At 67.1% G+C, this 15,563-nt stretch carries 16 protein-coding genes; 9 read left to right on the top strand and 7 right to left on the bottom strand.

Annotated features, from left to right (window positions below; all coding sequences use genetic code 11):
* Positions 1-84: 84 nt before the first annotated feature.
* Positions 85-858 carry a fumarate/nitrate reduction transcriptional regulator Fnr gene (gene fnr / locus ACT2FV_RS13255; protein WP_444504062.1) on the top strand — a complete coding sequence of 258 codons (774 nt, stop codon included), beginning with the start codon at positions 85-87 and terminating at the stop codon, positions 856-858.
* Positions 859-883: 25 nt separating this feature from the next.
* Here the strand turns inward: fnr and ACT2FV_RS13250 are convergent, their stop codons facing one another.
* Entirely contained in the window at positions 884-1,873 is a 990-nt protein-coding gene (locus tag ACT2FV_RS13250) for a zinc-dependent alcohol dehydrogenase family protein (protein WP_124901614.1), read from the bottom strand.
* Positions 1,874-2,046: 173 nt separating this feature from the next.
* Here ACT2FV_RS13250 and ACT2FV_RS13245 point away from each other — a divergent pair, with 173 nt between their 5' ends.
* The 5 genes from ACT2FV_RS13245 (at position 2,047) to ACT2FV_RS13225 (ending at position 6,755) form a co-directional block, all read left to right on the top strand.
* Positions 2,047-3,054: an Acg family FMN-binding oxidoreductase gene (locus ACT2FV_RS13245; protein ID WP_444504061.1), complete on the top strand. Its 1,008-nt coding sequence runs from the start codon at positions 2,047-2,049 to the stop codon at positions 3,052-3,054.
* Positions 3,055-3,073: 19 nt separating this feature from the next.
* Positions 3,074-3,418 carry a c-type cytochrome gene (locus tag ACT2FV_RS13240; RefSeq protein WP_059602656.1) on the top strand — a complete coding sequence of 115 codons (345 nt, stop codon included), beginning with the start codon at positions 3,074-3,076 and terminating at the stop codon, positions 3,416-3,418.
* 22 nt (positions 3,419-3,440) lie between these two features.
* A complete protein-coding gene (locus ACT2FV_RS13235) occupies positions 3,441-4,469 on the top strand; it encodes an LOG family protein (protein WP_444504060.1) in 1,029 nt (342 codons plus the stop codon).
* 174 nt (positions 4,470-4,643) lie between these two features.
* Positions 4,644-4,844, top strand: coding sequence for a hypothetical protein (locus tag ACT2FV_RS13230; protein WP_226117513.1), 201 nt, complete (start codon positions 4,644-4,646; stop codon positions 4,842-4,844).
* A gap of 153 nt (positions 4,845-4,997) precedes the next feature.
* On the top strand, positions 4,998-6,755 hold the full coding sequence (locus ACT2FV_RS13225) for a SulP family inorganic anion transporter (RefSeq protein ID WP_444504059.1): 1,758 nt from the start codon (positions 4,998-5,000) through the stop codon (positions 6,753-6,755).
* A gap of 83 nt (positions 6,756-6,838) precedes the next feature.
* On the opposite strand, the gene ACT2FV_RS13220 is transcribed toward ACT2FV_RS13225, so the two are convergent.
* Together ACT2FV_RS13220 and ACT2FV_RS13215 are read right to left on the bottom strand one after the other, a co-directional pair.
* On the bottom strand, positions 6,839-7,078 hold the full coding sequence (locus tag ACT2FV_RS13220; protein WP_174907459.1) for a hypothetical protein: 240 nt from the start codon (positions 7,076-7,078) through the stop codon (positions 6,839-6,841).
* 48 nt (positions 7,079-7,126) lie between these two features.
* Positions 7,127-7,777 (bottom strand): BON domain-containing protein, encoded by a 651-nt coding sequence (locus ACT2FV_RS13215; RefSeq protein WP_124901609.1) that lies wholly within the window; start codon positions 7,775-7,777, stop codon positions 7,127-7,129.
* A 230-nt stretch (positions 7,778-8,007) separates the two neighbouring features.
* Between ACT2FV_RS13215 and ACT2FV_RS13210 the strand changes: the two genes are divergently transcribed.
* Positions 8,008-8,673, top strand: coding sequence for a nitroreductase family protein (locus ACT2FV_RS13210; protein WP_124625330.1), 666 nt, complete (start codon positions 8,008-8,010; stop codon positions 8,671-8,673).
* A gap of 104 nt (positions 8,674-8,777) precedes the next feature.
* Here ACT2FV_RS13210 and ACT2FV_RS13205 read toward each other — a convergent pair whose 3' ends face one another.
* From ACT2FV_RS13205 to ACT2FV_RS13190, 4 genes are all read right to left on the bottom strand, one after another.
* The gene (locus tag ACT2FV_RS13205) at positions 8,778-9,212 is read right to left on the bottom strand and encodes an Hsp20/alpha crystallin family protein (RefSeq protein WP_151048000.1); all 435 of its coding nucleotides are present in this window, start codon (positions 9,210-9,212) and stop codon (positions 8,778-8,780) included.
* A gap of 183 nt (positions 9,213-9,395) precedes the next feature.
* Positions 9,396-9,671 (bottom strand): DUF1488 family protein, encoded by a 276-nt coding sequence (locus tag ACT2FV_RS13200; RefSeq protein WP_059602631.1) that lies wholly within the window; start codon positions 9,669-9,671, stop codon positions 9,396-9,398.
* A gap of 31 nt (positions 9,672-9,702) precedes the next feature.
* Positions 9,703-10,173, bottom strand: a complete 471-nt coding sequence (locus ACT2FV_RS13195; RefSeq protein WP_059602627.1) for a universal stress protein — start codon at positions 10,171-10,173, stop codon at positions 9,703-9,705.
* Between the two features lie 202 nt (positions 10,174-10,375).
* The gene (locus ACT2FV_RS13190) at positions 10,376-10,909 is read right to left on the bottom strand and encodes a hypothetical protein (protein ID WP_444504058.1); all 534 of its coding nucleotides are present in this window, start codon (positions 10,907-10,909) and stop codon (positions 10,376-10,378) included.
* 308 nt (positions 10,910-11,217) lie between these two features.
* Between ACT2FV_RS13190 and ACT2FV_RS13185 the strand changes: the two genes are divergently transcribed.
* Together ACT2FV_RS13185 and ACT2FV_RS13180 are read left to right on the top strand one after the other, a co-directional pair.
* The gene (locus ACT2FV_RS13185; protein ID WP_444504057.1) at positions 11,218-13,602 is read left to right on the top strand and encodes an HAD-IC family P-type ATPase; all 2,385 of its coding nucleotides are present in this window, start codon (positions 11,218-11,220) and stop codon (positions 13,600-13,602) included.
* A gap of 313 nt (positions 13,603-13,915) precedes the next feature.
* Positions 13,916-15,526 carry a bifunctional aminoglycoside phosphotransferase/ATP-binding protein gene (locus ACT2FV_RS13180; RefSeq protein ID WP_444504056.1) on the top strand — a complete coding sequence of 537 codons (1,611 nt, stop codon included), beginning with the start codon at positions 13,916-13,918 and terminating at the stop codon, positions 15,524-15,526.
* The last annotated feature ends 37 nt before the right edge of the window (positions 15,527-15,563 follow it).

Here is a 15,563-nt window from a genome sequence, read left to right as displayed (position 1 = left end):
CGGCAGAGACCAAGGCCGCCGGTACAACGGTCAGCGCACCCCGCCCGACGGCGAGCCGCCGCTGCCCCCGAACTGGAGCCGATCATGCAGAGCAGTGCCGAAGTCTCGACGGCCATGCCGTTACGCCCGTTCATCCCGCTGCACGCCGTCGAACCGACGGATCAGCCCAAGCGCGCCGCGTCCCGTTGTTCGACGTGTGCATTGCGTACCGTCTGCCTGCCGCCCGATCTTTCGCCCGACGATTTCGTGCGCGTCGACGCGATGATCTGCACGACGCGCCACGTCAGGCGCGGCGAAACGCTGTTCCGCGCGGGCGACGCATTCAACAGCATTTATGCAGTGAGAACCGGATCGTTCAAGACCATCGTGATGCATCGCGACGGCGACGAGCAGATCACCGGCTTCCAGATCGTCGGCGAATCGCTCGGGCTCGATGGCGTGCACACCGGGCACCACAACGGCGACGCGATCGCGCTCGAGGACAGCACGGTCTGCATCATCCCGTTCGGCCAGCTCGAGCAGATGTGCCGTGAAGTGCGGCCCATGCAGCATCACGTGTATCAAATGATGAGCGGCGAGATCGTGCGCGAATCCTCCCAGATGCTGCTGCTCGGCACGATGAGTGCCGAGCAGCGGGTGGCCGCGTTCCTGCTGAATCTTTCCGCGCGCTTCAAGGCGCGCGGCTACTCGGCCGCGGAATTCGTGCTGCGGATGACGCGCGACGAAATCGGCGAATATCTCGGCATGAAGCTCGAAACGGTCAGCCGCATGCTGTCGAAGTTCCAGCACAAGGGGCTCGTCGCAGCGCAAGGGAAGCAGATCCGGATCGTCGATTCGGACGGCCTGCGGCAGATCTGAGCGCGCCGCGAAGCCGTCGAGGCGATCAGCCGCGCATACCCAGCACGGCGGCGCCCGATACGCGCCCGCCGCGCAGGTCGTCGAGTGCGCGGTTCGCATCCGTCAGCGCGTAGCGCACCGCCTCGACCCGCAGCGGCATCGCGGCGGCGATCCGCATGAATTCGACTGCGTCCGCACGCGTCAGATTGGCCACCGATGCGATGCGGCGCTCGCCCCACAGCCACGCGTACGGAAAGCCCGGGATGTCGCTCATGTGAATGCCGCCGCACACGACGATCCCGCCTTTGTCGACCGCGCGCAGCGCGGCCGGCACCAGCGCGCCCACCGGCGCGAAAATCAGCGCGGCATCGAGCGGCTCCGGCGGCGCTTCGTCGCTGCCGCCGGCCCACGCGGCACCCAGCGACAGCGCGAGCTGCTGCGCCGCCATGTCGCCGGGCTTCGTCAGCGCGAACACCTTGCGTCCTTCGAAATGCGCGACCTGCGCGACGAGATGGGCCGCCGCCCCGAAACCGTAGATGCCGATGCGGCGTGCGCCGCCCGCCATGCGCAAGGTTCGATAACCGATCAGGCCGGCGCACAGGAGCGGCGCCGCCTCCAGATCGGAATAGCGTTGCGGCAGATGCACGCAATAGCGGTGATCGGCGACCGCGCACTCGGCATAACCGCCGTCGATCGTATAGCCGGTGAATCCGGGGCTGTCGCACAGGTTCTCGCGGCCGGACGTGCAGTACGCGCAATGCCCGCACGTCGACCCTAGCCAGGGAACGCCTACGCGGTCGCCCACGGCGAAGGCCGTCACGCCTTCGCCCAGTCGGCGCACCGTTCCGACGATTTCGTGCCCCGGAATCAGCGGCAGCTTCGGGTGCGCGAGCTCGCCGTCGACGACGTGCAGATCGGTCCGGCACACGCCGCATGCATGTACGTCGATCAGCAGCTGGCCCGCCGCGGGCGACGGATCCGGCACGCGCGCTTCGCGCAAATGCGGTGTCGTGCCGTCAAACATCATCGCAAGCATGCTCGCCTCCCTGCGCGACCGGTTTCGCGCGCTTCGCTTCCCAAGCGTAGTCGTCGGGGACCGCCTGCGTTGGCCCCGATGAAGGGCGCTTGACGTGGGTCAACGGCCGCCGGACGGTTGCTGACACGATGAAGTGGCGTGACGCCGCCCGCGCGGCAACCTGGAGATGATCGATGATATCCGTTCCCCCGCTTGCCGCAAGCGCCCATCCCGAGCATCAGTTGAGGGAGTTGCTGGGCTATGCGGTGCTGGCTCCGTCCAGCCACAATTCCCAGCCGTGGCGCTTCCTGGTCAACGGCGCCACGATTTCCTTGTGCGCGGATCGCGTTCGCGCGTTGCCCGTGGTCGATCCGTTCGATCGCGAACTGATCATCAGCTGCGGCGCGGCGTTGCTCAACCTGCGTGTCGCGCTCGATCACGCCGGGCTCGCCCACACGATCAGCACGTTCCCTTCCGAAGTCGACCCCGATCTCCTTGCGACGGTCCGGATCTGCGACGACGGCTATTCCGATGCGTCCCTCGGCGCGCTGTTCGATGCGATTCCTGACCGCGTCACGACGCGCGCCCCTTTCGAATCGACGGCCGTGCCGGACGAGATCCAGCAAGCGTTGATCGCGGCCGGTGTCGCGGAAGGCGCCGACGTCGCGTGCGTCGACTCGATCGCGCATCGCGCACGCGTCGCGGAGCTGGTCGCCGAGGCCGACCGTCAGCAGTTCGCGGACCCGCGCTTCAGGCGGGAGCTGGCGAGCTGGATCGATCCCCGCCGGCACGTCGACGGCATGCCGGCATTCGCGGCAGGCGTGCCGACGTTGCTGGACTTCGCCGCGCCCGTCGTGACGATGGCGGTACGGACCTTCGATCTCGGCAACGGGCTGGCCGCGCTGCATCACCAGCTCGTCGGCGCATCGCCGTTGATCGTGTGCATCGCGACCTTGCGCGACGATCGCGAAGCGTGGCTCGCCGCCGGCCAGGCGCTGGAGCGCATCCTGCTCGTTGCGACGCGCGCGGGCTATACCGCGTCGTACCTGAACCAGCCGATCGAGACGGCCGGGTTGCGTGCACATCTATGCCATATGCTCGGACTGCGCGGCCAGCCGCAGTTGCTGCTGCGCGTCGGGCGCGGTCCGCATACGCCGCATTCGCCGCGTCGCCCGCTCGACGAAGTGGTCTCCTTCTCCTGATCTCGACGAGGAAACGAACATGAGCATCATGCGTTGCGCCGCCCTCTGCGCGATCGCCGTGACAACGGGCATGGCCGGCATGGCCGCCGCGCAGACGACCGTGCCCGAGCCGACCGAGCTCGTCAACGCGCAGCACTGCATGTTCTGTCATACGCAGGACATGACGTTCCTCGGGCCGTCGTTTCACGAGATCGCCGAGCGGTACCGCGACGATCCGCACGCCGCCGCGGAGCTGGAGAGCAAGCTGCGCGTCGGCGGTCGTATGCATTGGGGCGACACGCCGATGCCGTCGGCCATCGATCGCGGCGGGCCGCTGTCTGCCGACGACGCGCACCGGCTCGTGCAATGGGTGCTGAGCCAGTGACCGTCGCACGGCGCTTCCGTTGATGTCGACCACCGTCAAACGCGCTCCCGCCGGCATGGCAAAAGGCAACGCACGCCGCCGTCCCGCCGCCGTCGCGACCATCGCGAAGGCGCCTGGCAAACGGCTACGTACGAGGCCCGATGCCGTCGTCCGCATGGATGGCATCCAGCGCATCTCACGCCGCGCGCGGCGCACCGCCAAAATCCCGAACCGCACCCGGGCCAACGACGATGCGACCGTTCTGGAAGGCTCCGGCATGCGCGGTATCCGGCTGCAATTCGATTACTGGAAGGCCGAGGAGCGCCTGCAGAACGAGCGGATCGGCCATGCGGTCGTGATTTATGGCAGCACGCGTATCGTCGCGCCGTCGGTCGCCAACGCGCGGCTGGACGAAGCGAATCGCCTGCTCGCGGAGCGCCCGCACGACCCGAGCCGGCGGCGCGCCGTCATGATTGCCAGCCGGCTCGTCGAATACGGCGTGTATTACCGCGTCGCGCGCGAGTTCGGGCGCATCGTCGCCCATGCCGACCGGTGCACGCGCACCGCGCGGCTGGCCATCGTCACCGGCGGCGGCCCCGGCATCATGGAAGCCGCCAACCGCGGTGCCTACGAGCGCGGCGCCCCGAGCATCGGCTTCAATATCGAGCTGCCGCGCGAGCAGGCGCCGAATCCGTACATCACGCCGGATCTCTGCTTCCGGTTTCACTATTTCGCGATCCGCAAGCTGCACCTGCTCGAGCGCGCGAAAGCGGCCGTCTTCTTCCCTGGCGGCTATGGCACGTTCGACGAGCTGTTCGAGGTGCTGACCCTGCTGCAGACGCGCAAGATCGCGCCGCTCCCGGTCGTCCTCGTCGGCGAGGCGTACTGGCGCCGCGCGGTCGACCTGGCGTTTCTCGCGGACGAAGGGATGATCGACCGCCGCGATCTGGAACTGTTCACGTATTGCGAATCCGCCGCGGCGATCTGGCACGCGATCGGAAGCTGGTATGCGCGGCGTCGGGAACGCGCGCCGGCACGCTGCAAGGCGTCTGCGAAGCCCCGCGCAGTGTAGGAATCCGCCGACGACGCGGGCGTGTTTCCTACCGCGACTTCAGGGCCGGCTGATTGAATCGGGGGTGCGCGGCAACGATACTGAAACTACGGATACCGGCCGACCGGCACACCGATCGCACAACAACCTGGGAGAGACGTCATGTCACACGCCGACTATCGTTCCGATTCGGAGATGCGGGCCGCCACATCTGACACGTCCGACACAGCCGCGCTCGACACGGTGGCACTCGTCGCGCTCGCTCGAGACGCCGGCATGCTCGTGATACTCGACGGGCAGATCGGGCGCGAGCGGTACGAAAGCGTGACGGGATCGATCGCCACACTGGCCCGCTTCGCCCAGGCGCTGCAGCTTTCCACGCTCAAGGTGGCGTGATGCCCGGCGTCGTGGCGTCGTGCCTCGGCCTCCGTCGCCGCTGCGACGGTCCCTGTTGCTGCGCGGTTTCACGCGTCTATTCGGGGGCGGCCACATTCCGATGAACGTCTGGCTGTCGGGGCAAGGCAACCCTTTCGTCCCGACCTTTCCGCGATGAACCGCGCGTTATCCGGACGGATCACCCGCATGCTCCCGGGTGTAGCGCTGCTCGCGCACTATCGTCGTGCGTGGCTTTCGCGCGACCTGTACGCGGGGATCGCGCTCTCGGCCGTCCTGGTGCCGGTCGGCATGAGCTACGCGCAGGCAGCCGGGCTGCCCGCCATCACGGGCCTCTACGCGTCGATTGCTGCATTGCTCGCCTATGCGCTGCTCGGCCCGAGCCGGATTCTCGTTCTCGGCCCGGATTCCGCGCTGGCGGCGCTGATCGCGGGTGCCATCGCCCCACTTGCCGCCCATGATCCGCAGCGCGCGATCGCGCTTTCCGGCGCGCTGGCGCTGTCGGCCGGCGCGATCTGCATCCTGCTCGGCGCGCTCGGTCTCGGCTTCGTCACCGATCTGCTGTCGCGCCCGATCCAGTACGGTTACCTCAACGGCATCGCCATCGCACTCGTGGTCGGGCGGCTGCCCGAACTGTTCAGCATGCCGGTGTCGGGCAGCGACGTGTTTTCCACCGTGCCGCACATCGTGCATGCCTTCGTCGACGGTCGTTTTTCCACCGCTGCCGGTTTGCTCGGCGTCGCGGTGCTGGCGACCATCATCTTGATCAAACGCGTGACGCCGCGCTGGCCCGGCATATTGATCGCCGTGCTGGCGGCAACGCTCGCCGCTCGCCTGCCGTCGTTGCACGGCGTCGCCACGGTCGGCGCGTTGCCGGCCGGCATGCCCACCCCGCACCTGCCGGCCGTCTCGCTTGCCGACGTGGGCGCACTTGCGTCCGGCGCGATCGCCGTCGCACTGGTGTCATTCGCCGACATCAGCATGCTGTCGCGCGCGCTTTCCGCACGGGCAGGCGATGCGCCGGACCGCAACCAGGAGCTGATCGCACTGGGCGCGGCCAATCTGCTCGCCGGCGTGACGCAGGGCTGCGCGGTCAGCAGCAGCGCGTCCCGCACACCGGTCGCGATCGCCGCGGGCGCGCAAAGCCAGGTCACGAATGTCGTCGCGGCCGCGTGCATCGCGATTCTGCTCGTTGCCGCGCCGATGCTGCTCACGTTCGTCCCGCGCACGGCGCTGGCCGCTGTCGTGATCTATGCGGCGTTCGGCATCGCCGACGTGCGCAGCGTCGTGCGGCTATACCGGATGCGCCGCGGCGAATGTCTGATTTCGATGCTGTGTTTCGCCGGCGTGATCGGCATGGGCGTCGTGCCCGGCATCCTGCTGGCCAGCGCGCTGTCGCTGCTGTCGTTCGTCTGGCGAGCCTGGCATCCGTACGACGCGTTGCTGGGCCGGCTGACGGGCGTGCGCGGCTATCACGACGTCGCGCGGCATCCGGACGCGGTGCAAACGCCCGGGCTCGTGCTGTTCCGCTGGGATGCCCCACTCTTCTATGCGAACGTCGAGATCTTCTGCGAGCATCTGCTCACGGCGATCGCGCGAGCGGCGGATCCGGTCACGCGAGTCGTGGTCGCCGCCGAGCCCGTCACCGACATCGACGTCAGCGCCGCGGATCGGCTCGTGGCACTCCACAAGGAACTCGGGGACCGCGGCATTGCGATGAATTTCGCGGAGATGAAGGGGCCGGTGAAGGACCGCCTGCGCGCCTACGGCCTGTTCGACGTGTTCGGTGAGGCCAGCTTCTTCCCGACCGTGACCGATGCGGTTGCCAGGCATGTTCGACGGCCGGAGCGACATACGCGTGGCTGCAAGAGAAAGCGCGTGCAGCGCCGGCGCGTCTCGCACAAGACGCGGTAGACGACTGCGGCGCGAATCGATGTGGCGCTCGCCGCATCGCGCGACGGGACCGACGCCTTCGTCGACCTGCCCCGCCCACCGGTTCAGAGCGTGAAGGTGTTCGACTTCTTCATCTCGATCCACGTCATCCCGGCTCGCAGCGCGTCGATCGCGGCTTCGCGCTCGGTTGCATGCGTCCTGCTGTGCGAGAACGTTCGCTCGCAAGCGCCGTCCGGCGATTTGAGCGTGACGTGGATCCGGCAACAAAAGCCGCCGGATTCGGCCGCGACCGTCTCGATCGCGACCGACCAGTCCGCTTCGTGAAGTTCACCCGAAAGTGTCATCCGACCGCCCTCCTGGCCCGCCGCGAATCGCACATCCGCCAGCGGGATTTACTCGACCACCAGATCATCGACGACGGCACGCACGCCTCGCGCCGACCACGCGGCACCGCGCACGGCCTTGCGCTCGGAAAACGAGCCGACCTTGCCGGACAGCCGCACGGTGCCGTCATGCACGTCGATGGCGATGTGCTTCGCCTCGCGCTCCGCGTGACGCATGATCGCGCGCTTGATGTTCCCGCCGATGTCGTCCGCACCGACCGTCCCCTGTACCGCGATGTGGTCGGTCACGCCCGTCACGCTGCGCATCTGCGAGATCGTGCGCACGGCCAGGTGGCTCTGGTACGCCCAGTCGACCCTGCCGGACAACGTGATCCAGCCGCGTTCGACCTGGACCTTGACCGCGTCGTCATGCAGCCCGACCGTCCAGTGCAGCACCGAGCGCACCGCTTTCGCGATGTCCTCGTCGGTACGCACGTCGTCGTCCGGCAGATGCACGGTCATGTCGACGACGAGCGCCTTGACACCGGCCACGCGGTTCGCCGCGCGCTCGATCGCCAGTTTCTCCGCGTAGCTCGGCGGGTGCCCCGAAAGCGTCACGATCCGGTCGGTCACCTCGACGCCGATGCGTGTCGAATCGATCGACGGGTCGGACTCCAGTTCGTCCTCGACATCCTGCTTCAACTGCTTGTCGGTTTTCATCGTCTGCTCTCCTGTGAGCCGCGGCGTGCCTATCCGCCGCACCTAGCCAGATTTGCACATGTGCGGCGCCCGATCGCTGATACAGGTCAACGGATGCCGCGCGCCGCACATCGCGGCCGGCCGGTGCGCCACTTGACGGAAGTCAAGCCGCTACGGCCCGGCCGTCTTATCGTGAAATCGCCGATGCGCGCCGTTCCAGGCACGCGCAATCACGCTTCAAGGAGACTCGAATGACCGAACAGCAGCTGTTGACCTATTCGCCGGCGCCCGTGATGCAGCCGGCGTCGCCCGAGGGCGACTCGCCGGCGATCGTCGATCTGCCGCGCCCGATGCTCGACAACGACGTGCCGCTGATGGCGGCGCTCGCGACCCGAATGAGCACCCGCGAATTCGCCTCCACACCGCTCCCGCCGATGACGCTCGGCACGATGCTGTGGGCAGCGGACGGCATCAACCGCCCGGCGAGCGGCGGTCGTACCGCGCCGTCCGCGCACGCATTCAATGAAATCGACATCTACGTCGCGCTGCCGTACGGTGTCTATCGCTACGATGCGCCCGCGCATCGGCTGGTGCTGAAACACGCGGTCGATGCGCGCAACCTCACGGGCTATCAGGACTTCGTCGGCCGCGCGCCGCTGGATCTCGTCTACGTCGTCCGGACGGGGGCGATACTCGACATGCCGCCGCAGCAACGCGACGTGTTCTCGGCGATCGCGGCCGGCGCCATCGCACAGAACGTCTCGCTGTATTGCGCGGCGGCCGGCCTCGGAACGGTCGTGCGCGGCTGGATCAATCACCGCACGCTCGCCGACGCGCTGCGGCTGAACGAGGACGAGCTGCCGATCCTCGCGCAGACGGTCGGCTATCGGCCCGGCAGTACGCCATCGCATGCGTGAGGGAAAATGCTTGCGTTCCAACGAAACAGCGCGCGGATCGCTCCGCGCGCCGGGTTCTCCCGATGGGCGATGCGTGCCTGCATCGCCCGTTGCCCGTCGTCCGATCAGCTGATCGTGAGTTTCTTCTGCCCGACCTGCGCCTTCTTCGGCAGCGTCAGCGACAGCACGCCATCCTGATACGTCGCCGTCGCGCTGGCGTCATCGATGTCGCCGGGCAGCGAGAACGTGCGGCTGATCGCACCGCTGTAGCGCTCGCGCCGGATCACGCGTTCGCCGTTCTTCTGTTCGGTGTTGCGCTCGATCTTCGCGTTGACCGATACGGTATTTCCCGTCACCTGGACGTCGATGTCGTCCTTTGCGACGCCGGGCAGTTCCGCGTTGACCGTATACGCCTTGTCGTTTTCGGAGACGTCGATCTTCATCGACGCAAGATCGGGCTCGTCTGCCAGTGCCATGCCGCGTAGCGGCCTGAACAGCCCCTGGAACAGATCGGACACGGGTTCCATCGAAAACGGATCGTAACGCGTCATGTTGCTCATGGTTCGTACTCCTCATACGGTGACATGCGACCGGCGCTTTCGTCCCGACAGCATCGGCCGCAATGAAGATCGGATGGCGCGACACCGACACCACATGCCGCGCATGGGACGAATGATCTTTCGAAATCCAGCGTACCCGCACGCCCCGGCACGCGCTTGATGCGCGTCAAGGGTGGCGGTCGATTACGTACAGAACCGGAAATGGCCGCTGTGGAGCAGGATCGGCCGTCCGCCGATTTCCTCGAGCAGCCAGCGGGCAGTGCGCTCGATGGCGGGACGATGTCGCGCAAAGGCCTCGACGAGATCCTGCTCGCGAGGCGACGCCGCGCGGAAGTGGTCTTCCAGCGCGGCCGAGGTGATCGCGCAGCGCACGCGGCGACCTTCGACGAGCGCCGGAAAGCTCAGCGCGGAATCGAGGTCGCAATACGTCGGATGTTCGGAAGGAAACGATATCTGCATGATGATCACCTGCACAGGTGGCGCACTGGCCCTAGGCCGCGACCGTGGCGTGTGAGGTGTCCTCGCCGCGCACGAGCATGACCGCGCAACTCGATGCGCGAAGGAAGCGTTCGGCGACGCTGCCGAGCACCAGCCGCCGGACACCGCGTCGACCGTGCGTGCCGACCACGGCCAGATCGATCGAACGATCGACGACGTAGCGCTGCAGGCGCTCCGCGACGTCCTGACCCAGATCGGTCTCGATGATTTCCGTCTCGCCGTTGACTGCGGCGCGCGAGATCGTCCGGTCGGCGTCTCGCAAGATCGCGGCGCCATGGCGCCGGATCTCGTCGAGCAAGGCTTCCGGCTCCATGCGGCCGCCGTAGGCGAACAGCGTGGATTTGTCGACGACGAACACGGCAAACAGCCGGGCGCCGCATAACCTGGCCATCCTGAGGCCTTCGTCGAGCGCCTGATTCGCCGAAGGACTACCGTCCGTGGCGACCATGATATTCGTGTACATGCGAACCTCGCTGATGAAGCGACGCGCCGGCGGCGTCCGGATTCGCTTCCATCATCGGTGCTCGCCGCAAGCAGGCGTTGACCGAGGTCAATGGTTTGGAGCCGCGGCGAAACCGGTACGAGAAGAAACGAGCGCCGTTGGCCGGCATCCGGCCGACCGAGAGGCGAGACGCAGCATTGCCGACGGCTGACGGAATCTGTCGCTAGCCCGGCGGTTTCTCGTCTGACCGGAAGCCTTGCTCGATTTGAAGGATTTTCCTGGCGCACACATCGTATTGCCATCCCGGGCCGCCGTTGCTGTCATACATGCCCTTGCACATCGCCTTGAGCCGGATCACCGAGCCGCCGCCCGATTCCGCGCGTGATGCCCACAGATAGACTTCTCCAGCCAGATACGGTTGCGCCGTTTCGATCCGGTCCGCACTGAATTGCGTGATTCGGGTTGACGAATGATCCTGGACGTAGCGCCGCGTGCGGCTCCACGCGCGGTCGCATTCGGACGGGGTCGAACACTGCAGCGATGCGGCCTGACGCATCGCAAGTAGTTGCGTCTCCGTCGACCTGAAGGTCGCGAGCCGGTCCGGTCCTGCACACGCACCCAGCGCAAGCAGCACGCCAACCATCAACATCCGTCGTTTCATCGCCAATGCCTCGCGAGGCCGTGAGTTCCGCTCGCAACGGAACGGCATGATCGCGCTCGGCATCAAGCCGACCGCATCGCGACTGGCATGCGGCATTTCGCATGCAGTCACGCACCACCATTGCGCAAGCGCTGAATTCAACTGTATTGCCACTCCGCCAAACGCGGTTGATGTGTGTCAATCGCGCCTGTGCAGCGAGCGGCGGTGCGCCGATGCCGACCGCGCCGGTGCAGCGTCGGAGAAAGCGGCGCACGCTGCATCGATGCCGTTGACCAGCGTCAACGCCGACGAATCGGCGTGCGGTAGCGTCATTACAGGCAAGCAACGAGAACACCACTCGCGGCCCAGGCGCGCCGCCCTCGTCACTCGCGTCCACGTGCCGCTATCCATCCGGTTACTTCACAATGTCAGCTCCCGTCAACACGGCTCCTGCGGAACCGGCGCGCCAGACGGCGCACTCCTCGCCGGAACTCGCGGCACCGCCCGGCCTGTCGAGCGCTGAAGTACGCTCGCGCAAGGCCGAATTCGGCGCGAATGCGGTCAGGGAAACGACGCCTTCATTCGGTCGAATGCTCCTGTCCAAACTCTGGGCGCCGGTACCGTGGTTGCTCGAAGCCTCGATCGTCCTCCAGCTCGTTATCGGTGCGGATATGGAAGCAGCGGTGGTCATCGTTCTGCTCGCATTCAACGTCGTACTGTCCCTGATACAGGAGCAGCGTGCGGCAGCCGCGCTATCGGTGCTGCGCAAGCAGCTCGAACCGACGTCCCGGGTCCGTCGCGACGGCCGCTGGATCCGCGTTCCGGCCGCCGATCTCGTACCGGACGATGTCATCGAGCTGCCGATCGGGGCGGTTGTCCCGGCAGACGTGCGCGTGATGAACGGCTTCGCGACCGTTGACCAGTCGATGTTGACAGGCGAATCGACGCTGATGGACGCCCCCGCCGGATCGACGGTCCACGCAGGTTCGATCGTGAAGCGCGGTCGTGCGCTCGGCATCGTCACGGCAACGGGCACGCGGACCTATTTCGGTCGAACCGTCGAACTGGTGCGCATAGCCCATGCTCCGAGCGCCGAACAGCATGCGGTGCTGGCGGCGGTCAGGAATCTGGGGATGATCAACGGCACCATCGCGCTCGTCGCGCTCGGCTATGCCCGTCACCTTGGTTTCTCCTCCGGCGAGTTGCTCCGCCTCGCGCTCACGATGCTGCTCGCGACGGTCCCGGTGGCGCTGCCCGCGACCTTTACCCTGTCCGCCGCGCTCAGCGCACTTTCGCTCAGTCGGCGCGGTGCGTTGCCGACACGCCTGTCGGCCGTTCACGAGGCCGCGGCCATGGACGTGCTTTGCTCCGACAAGACCGGCACGCTCACACGGAACGCGGCGGAAGTCACCGAAGTCGCGCCTCAGCCCGGTTACACACCGGAACAGCTGTTGGACCTCGCGGCACTCACTTGCGAACCGGCCGGAGACGATCCGCTCGATGCCGCGATCCTTCGCGCGGTGGCCATGCGAGGCGGCGAACCGCGTCCGGACCGAACGGTTCGCCGCGTGCCGTTCGACCCCGACACGAAGATGTCGCAAGCCTTCGTGCAAAACACCGACGGAGAACCGATGCGCGTCGTAAAGGGCGCGTTGCAGGCGCTCGAACGGATCATGGTGTGCAGTTCCGACGTGCGCACGAAATCAGACGCGTTCGCGCGCGACGGACAGCGCATCATCGCGGTCGGTGTGGAGGCGGCGGGCGGCCGACGCAGCCTGGTCGGACTCATCGCACTCAGCGATCCGCCGCGCGCGGACGCCGCGACGCTGATCGAGTCGCTCCGCGCGCTGGGCGTGCGCACCGTCATGGTGACGGGCGACTCGGCCGCGACGGCCGCCGCCGTCGCGCACGACATCGGTCTGCGGCCGACGCCGTACCCGGGCGTCGACGGTTTCGATCGAGCGAAGCTGTCGCGGTTCGACGTATTCGCGCGCGTGATGCCCGAGGGCAAGTACCGCCTCGTCCAGGAACTGCAGGGAGCCGGTCACGTGGTCGGCATGTGCGGCGACGGCGTCAACGATGCGCCCGCATTGCGCCAGGCCCAAGTGGGCATAGCCGTGTCGAACGCCAGCGATGCGGCGAAGGCCGCCGCGGCGATCGTGCTCACGGAACCCGGACTGTCTGGAGTCGTCGCGGCCGTCAGCGAAGGGAGGATGGCGTCCCGGCGGTTGCTCACCTATACGTTGAACATGCTCGTCAAAAAGATCGAGATCGTATTGTTGTTGACGTACGGCCTCGTCGCCTTGCACCGACCATTGATCACGCCGATGATCATGATCATCCTGCTGGTCACGAACGACTTTCTGACGATGTCGCTGACCACCGATCGCGCGGAGCCTGCGCAAGTCCCGCAGCGCTGGAACATGCCCCGCATCGTTCTTGTCGCAACGCTCTTCGGTTTTGGCAAGCTCGCGTTTTCGGCTTGCGTGATTGCCTTCGGCGCATTCGAGGGCCATCTGGCGCCCTCGTCCATCCTGACGCTAGGTTTCCTGGCGATTGCGTTCGGCAATCAAGCGATGATCTACGTGCTCCGGTCGCGCAGGCATCTCTGGAGTTCGATGCCGAGCCTCTGGCTGCTCACTTCTTCCGTCGTCGACGTCGCGATCGTCTGTGCGCTCGCCCTGTCCGGCACCCTGGTGAGCGCGCTCCCGCTACAGTGGATCGTCGGCGTCGCCGTGGCGGCATCGGGATTCGCGCTCGTCGTGGATCAACTGAAGGTTCTTGCCGGCCGTGGACTGAACATCGGCTAGCATGCCAGCCGCATGCCCGGACCGCGTGCCGGGCCGCCCGCCTTGCCGTCTGCACGGCGCGGCGATGTCACACGGCAAGCGTGGCAGTCTACGATCGGCCCGCCCTCCCAGTCAGCCCTGCTTGACGGACATCAAGTCGAAACATGCGTGGGTCGGCTGCAATAGAGGGCGTCGAATCGGCGACCCTTGGCCGGTCAACCCGATCCAGTGACATCGAGCTGGCGAGAACGTGCCATGCCCGATGCTCGTTTCGAACCCACTCCAGCGGGTGCGGCAACCCGAACGCGCGCCCGGTATAACCGATCCGTTCATCATGCCCCGATCGCCGCATGTTCCGTTCGCGCTGAGTCGCGGAGATGCCCGACGAAAGTCGACGCAATTCGATCGCGCAATGCGCCGACCCGCCACCTATCCCCACCCCGCGGGCCGGATCGAGCGGATCGAAACCCACCTGTCCGTCGTTTATCTGGCCGGGCGCTACGCGTACAAGCGCATCAAGCCGGTGCACTTCGCCTTCGTCGATCTCATGCGGCCCGCACTGCGGCGCCGCTGCGCGCTCGCGGAGTGCACGCTCAATCGGCCGTTCGCCGGCCCGCTGTATCTGGGTGTCTGGCCGCTCGTCTCGCACGGCCGGCGATGCGCGTTCGCTGCACCGGTGCCGACCGGCGGGCGCCAGCGCCGGCGCCAGCAGCAGACGGTGCCTGGCGAGTACGTGGTGCGCATGCGCCGGTTCGACGCGCGGGCGATGTTGTCGGTTCGCAGCGCATCGCACGACGACGGTCTGGCGGATGCGGACGCCCTCGCCGATACGCTGGCCCGCCATCATCTGCACGCGTCGCGCCGTGCGCCACGCGGCCGTGCCGGCAGCGCAGCGAGCGTCGCCGCCCAGTGCCGGCCCTTGCTCGACACGCTCGACGTCACGGTGCCGGAAGAAGCCGCGCTGCGCGCCTGGTACGAAGCCGAACTGACCCGCATCACACCGCTGCTCGCCGATCGGCATGCGCTCGGTTTCGTGCGCGCGTGCCATGGGGACCTGCATCTCGACAACATCGTATGCTGGCGGAACCGGATCCTGATGTTCGACTGCATCGAATTCGACGACACGCTGCGCTGGATCGACGTGGCGAGCGATCTTGCGTTCGCGCTGATGGATTTCTCCGCTCATGGACGTGCGGATTGTGCCCACCGCCTCCTTTCCGGCTGGCTGGCACGCACGGGCGACCATGCGGCACTGGGCGTGCTGCCGTGCTACTTCGTCTACCGTGCGCTGGTACGCGCGCTGACCGCCCGACTGCGCGGCGACGAAGCGGCGCGCGCCGGCTACTTGCGCATTGCGTCGGCGATGGCCGATGCGCGACGCGAAGCGCAACCGGTGTTGCTCCTGTGTCACGGGGTTTCCGGCTCGGGCAAATCGCTGGCCAGCCGGGCGCTGGCCGCGCAACTCGGCGCCATAAGGTTGTCCAGCGACGTCGAGCGCAAGCGCCTAGCCGGTGCATCGACCGACACCCGCCTGTCCCCCGGCGCCTATTCGGACACGGCGATCGACGAGATTTACGAAAGACTGCTTTCGGAGGCGCGTGTGGTCCTCGACAGCGGCTACACGGCGATCGTCGACGCGACGTTCCTGCGCCAGCACAACCGTTCGGCGTTCGTCGCCCTCGCCGCACGGCTCGGCGTGCGCGTCGCAATGCTCGATTTCACCGCGAGTCGGGCAACGCTCACCGCGCGCGTCGCTGCCCGGGCGGCGCGCGGACGCGATGCCTCCGATGCCGACACCGCCGTGCTGGCCCGGCAGATCGGGCATGCCGACCCGCTCACCGAAGCCGAAGCCGCGATCGCAATTCGTTTCGACACCGATTGCGATGCCGCGGCGTACGAAAGCCGCACGTTCTGGGCGCCGTTGCTCGTCACGCTGCGCACATGAGCGCGCGGGGCGCATGCCTCGGGCAAGCCGCCCGGCC

Source organism: Burkholderia sp. PR2 (genome assembly GCF_052372875.1).
GTDB lineage: Bacteria > Pseudomonadota > Gammaproteobacteria > Burkholderiales > Burkholderiaceae > Burkholderia > Burkholderia diffusa.
The sequence above is the reverse complement of the archived record's forward strand: the minus strand, read 5'-3'. Positions and strand labels throughout refer to the sequence as shown.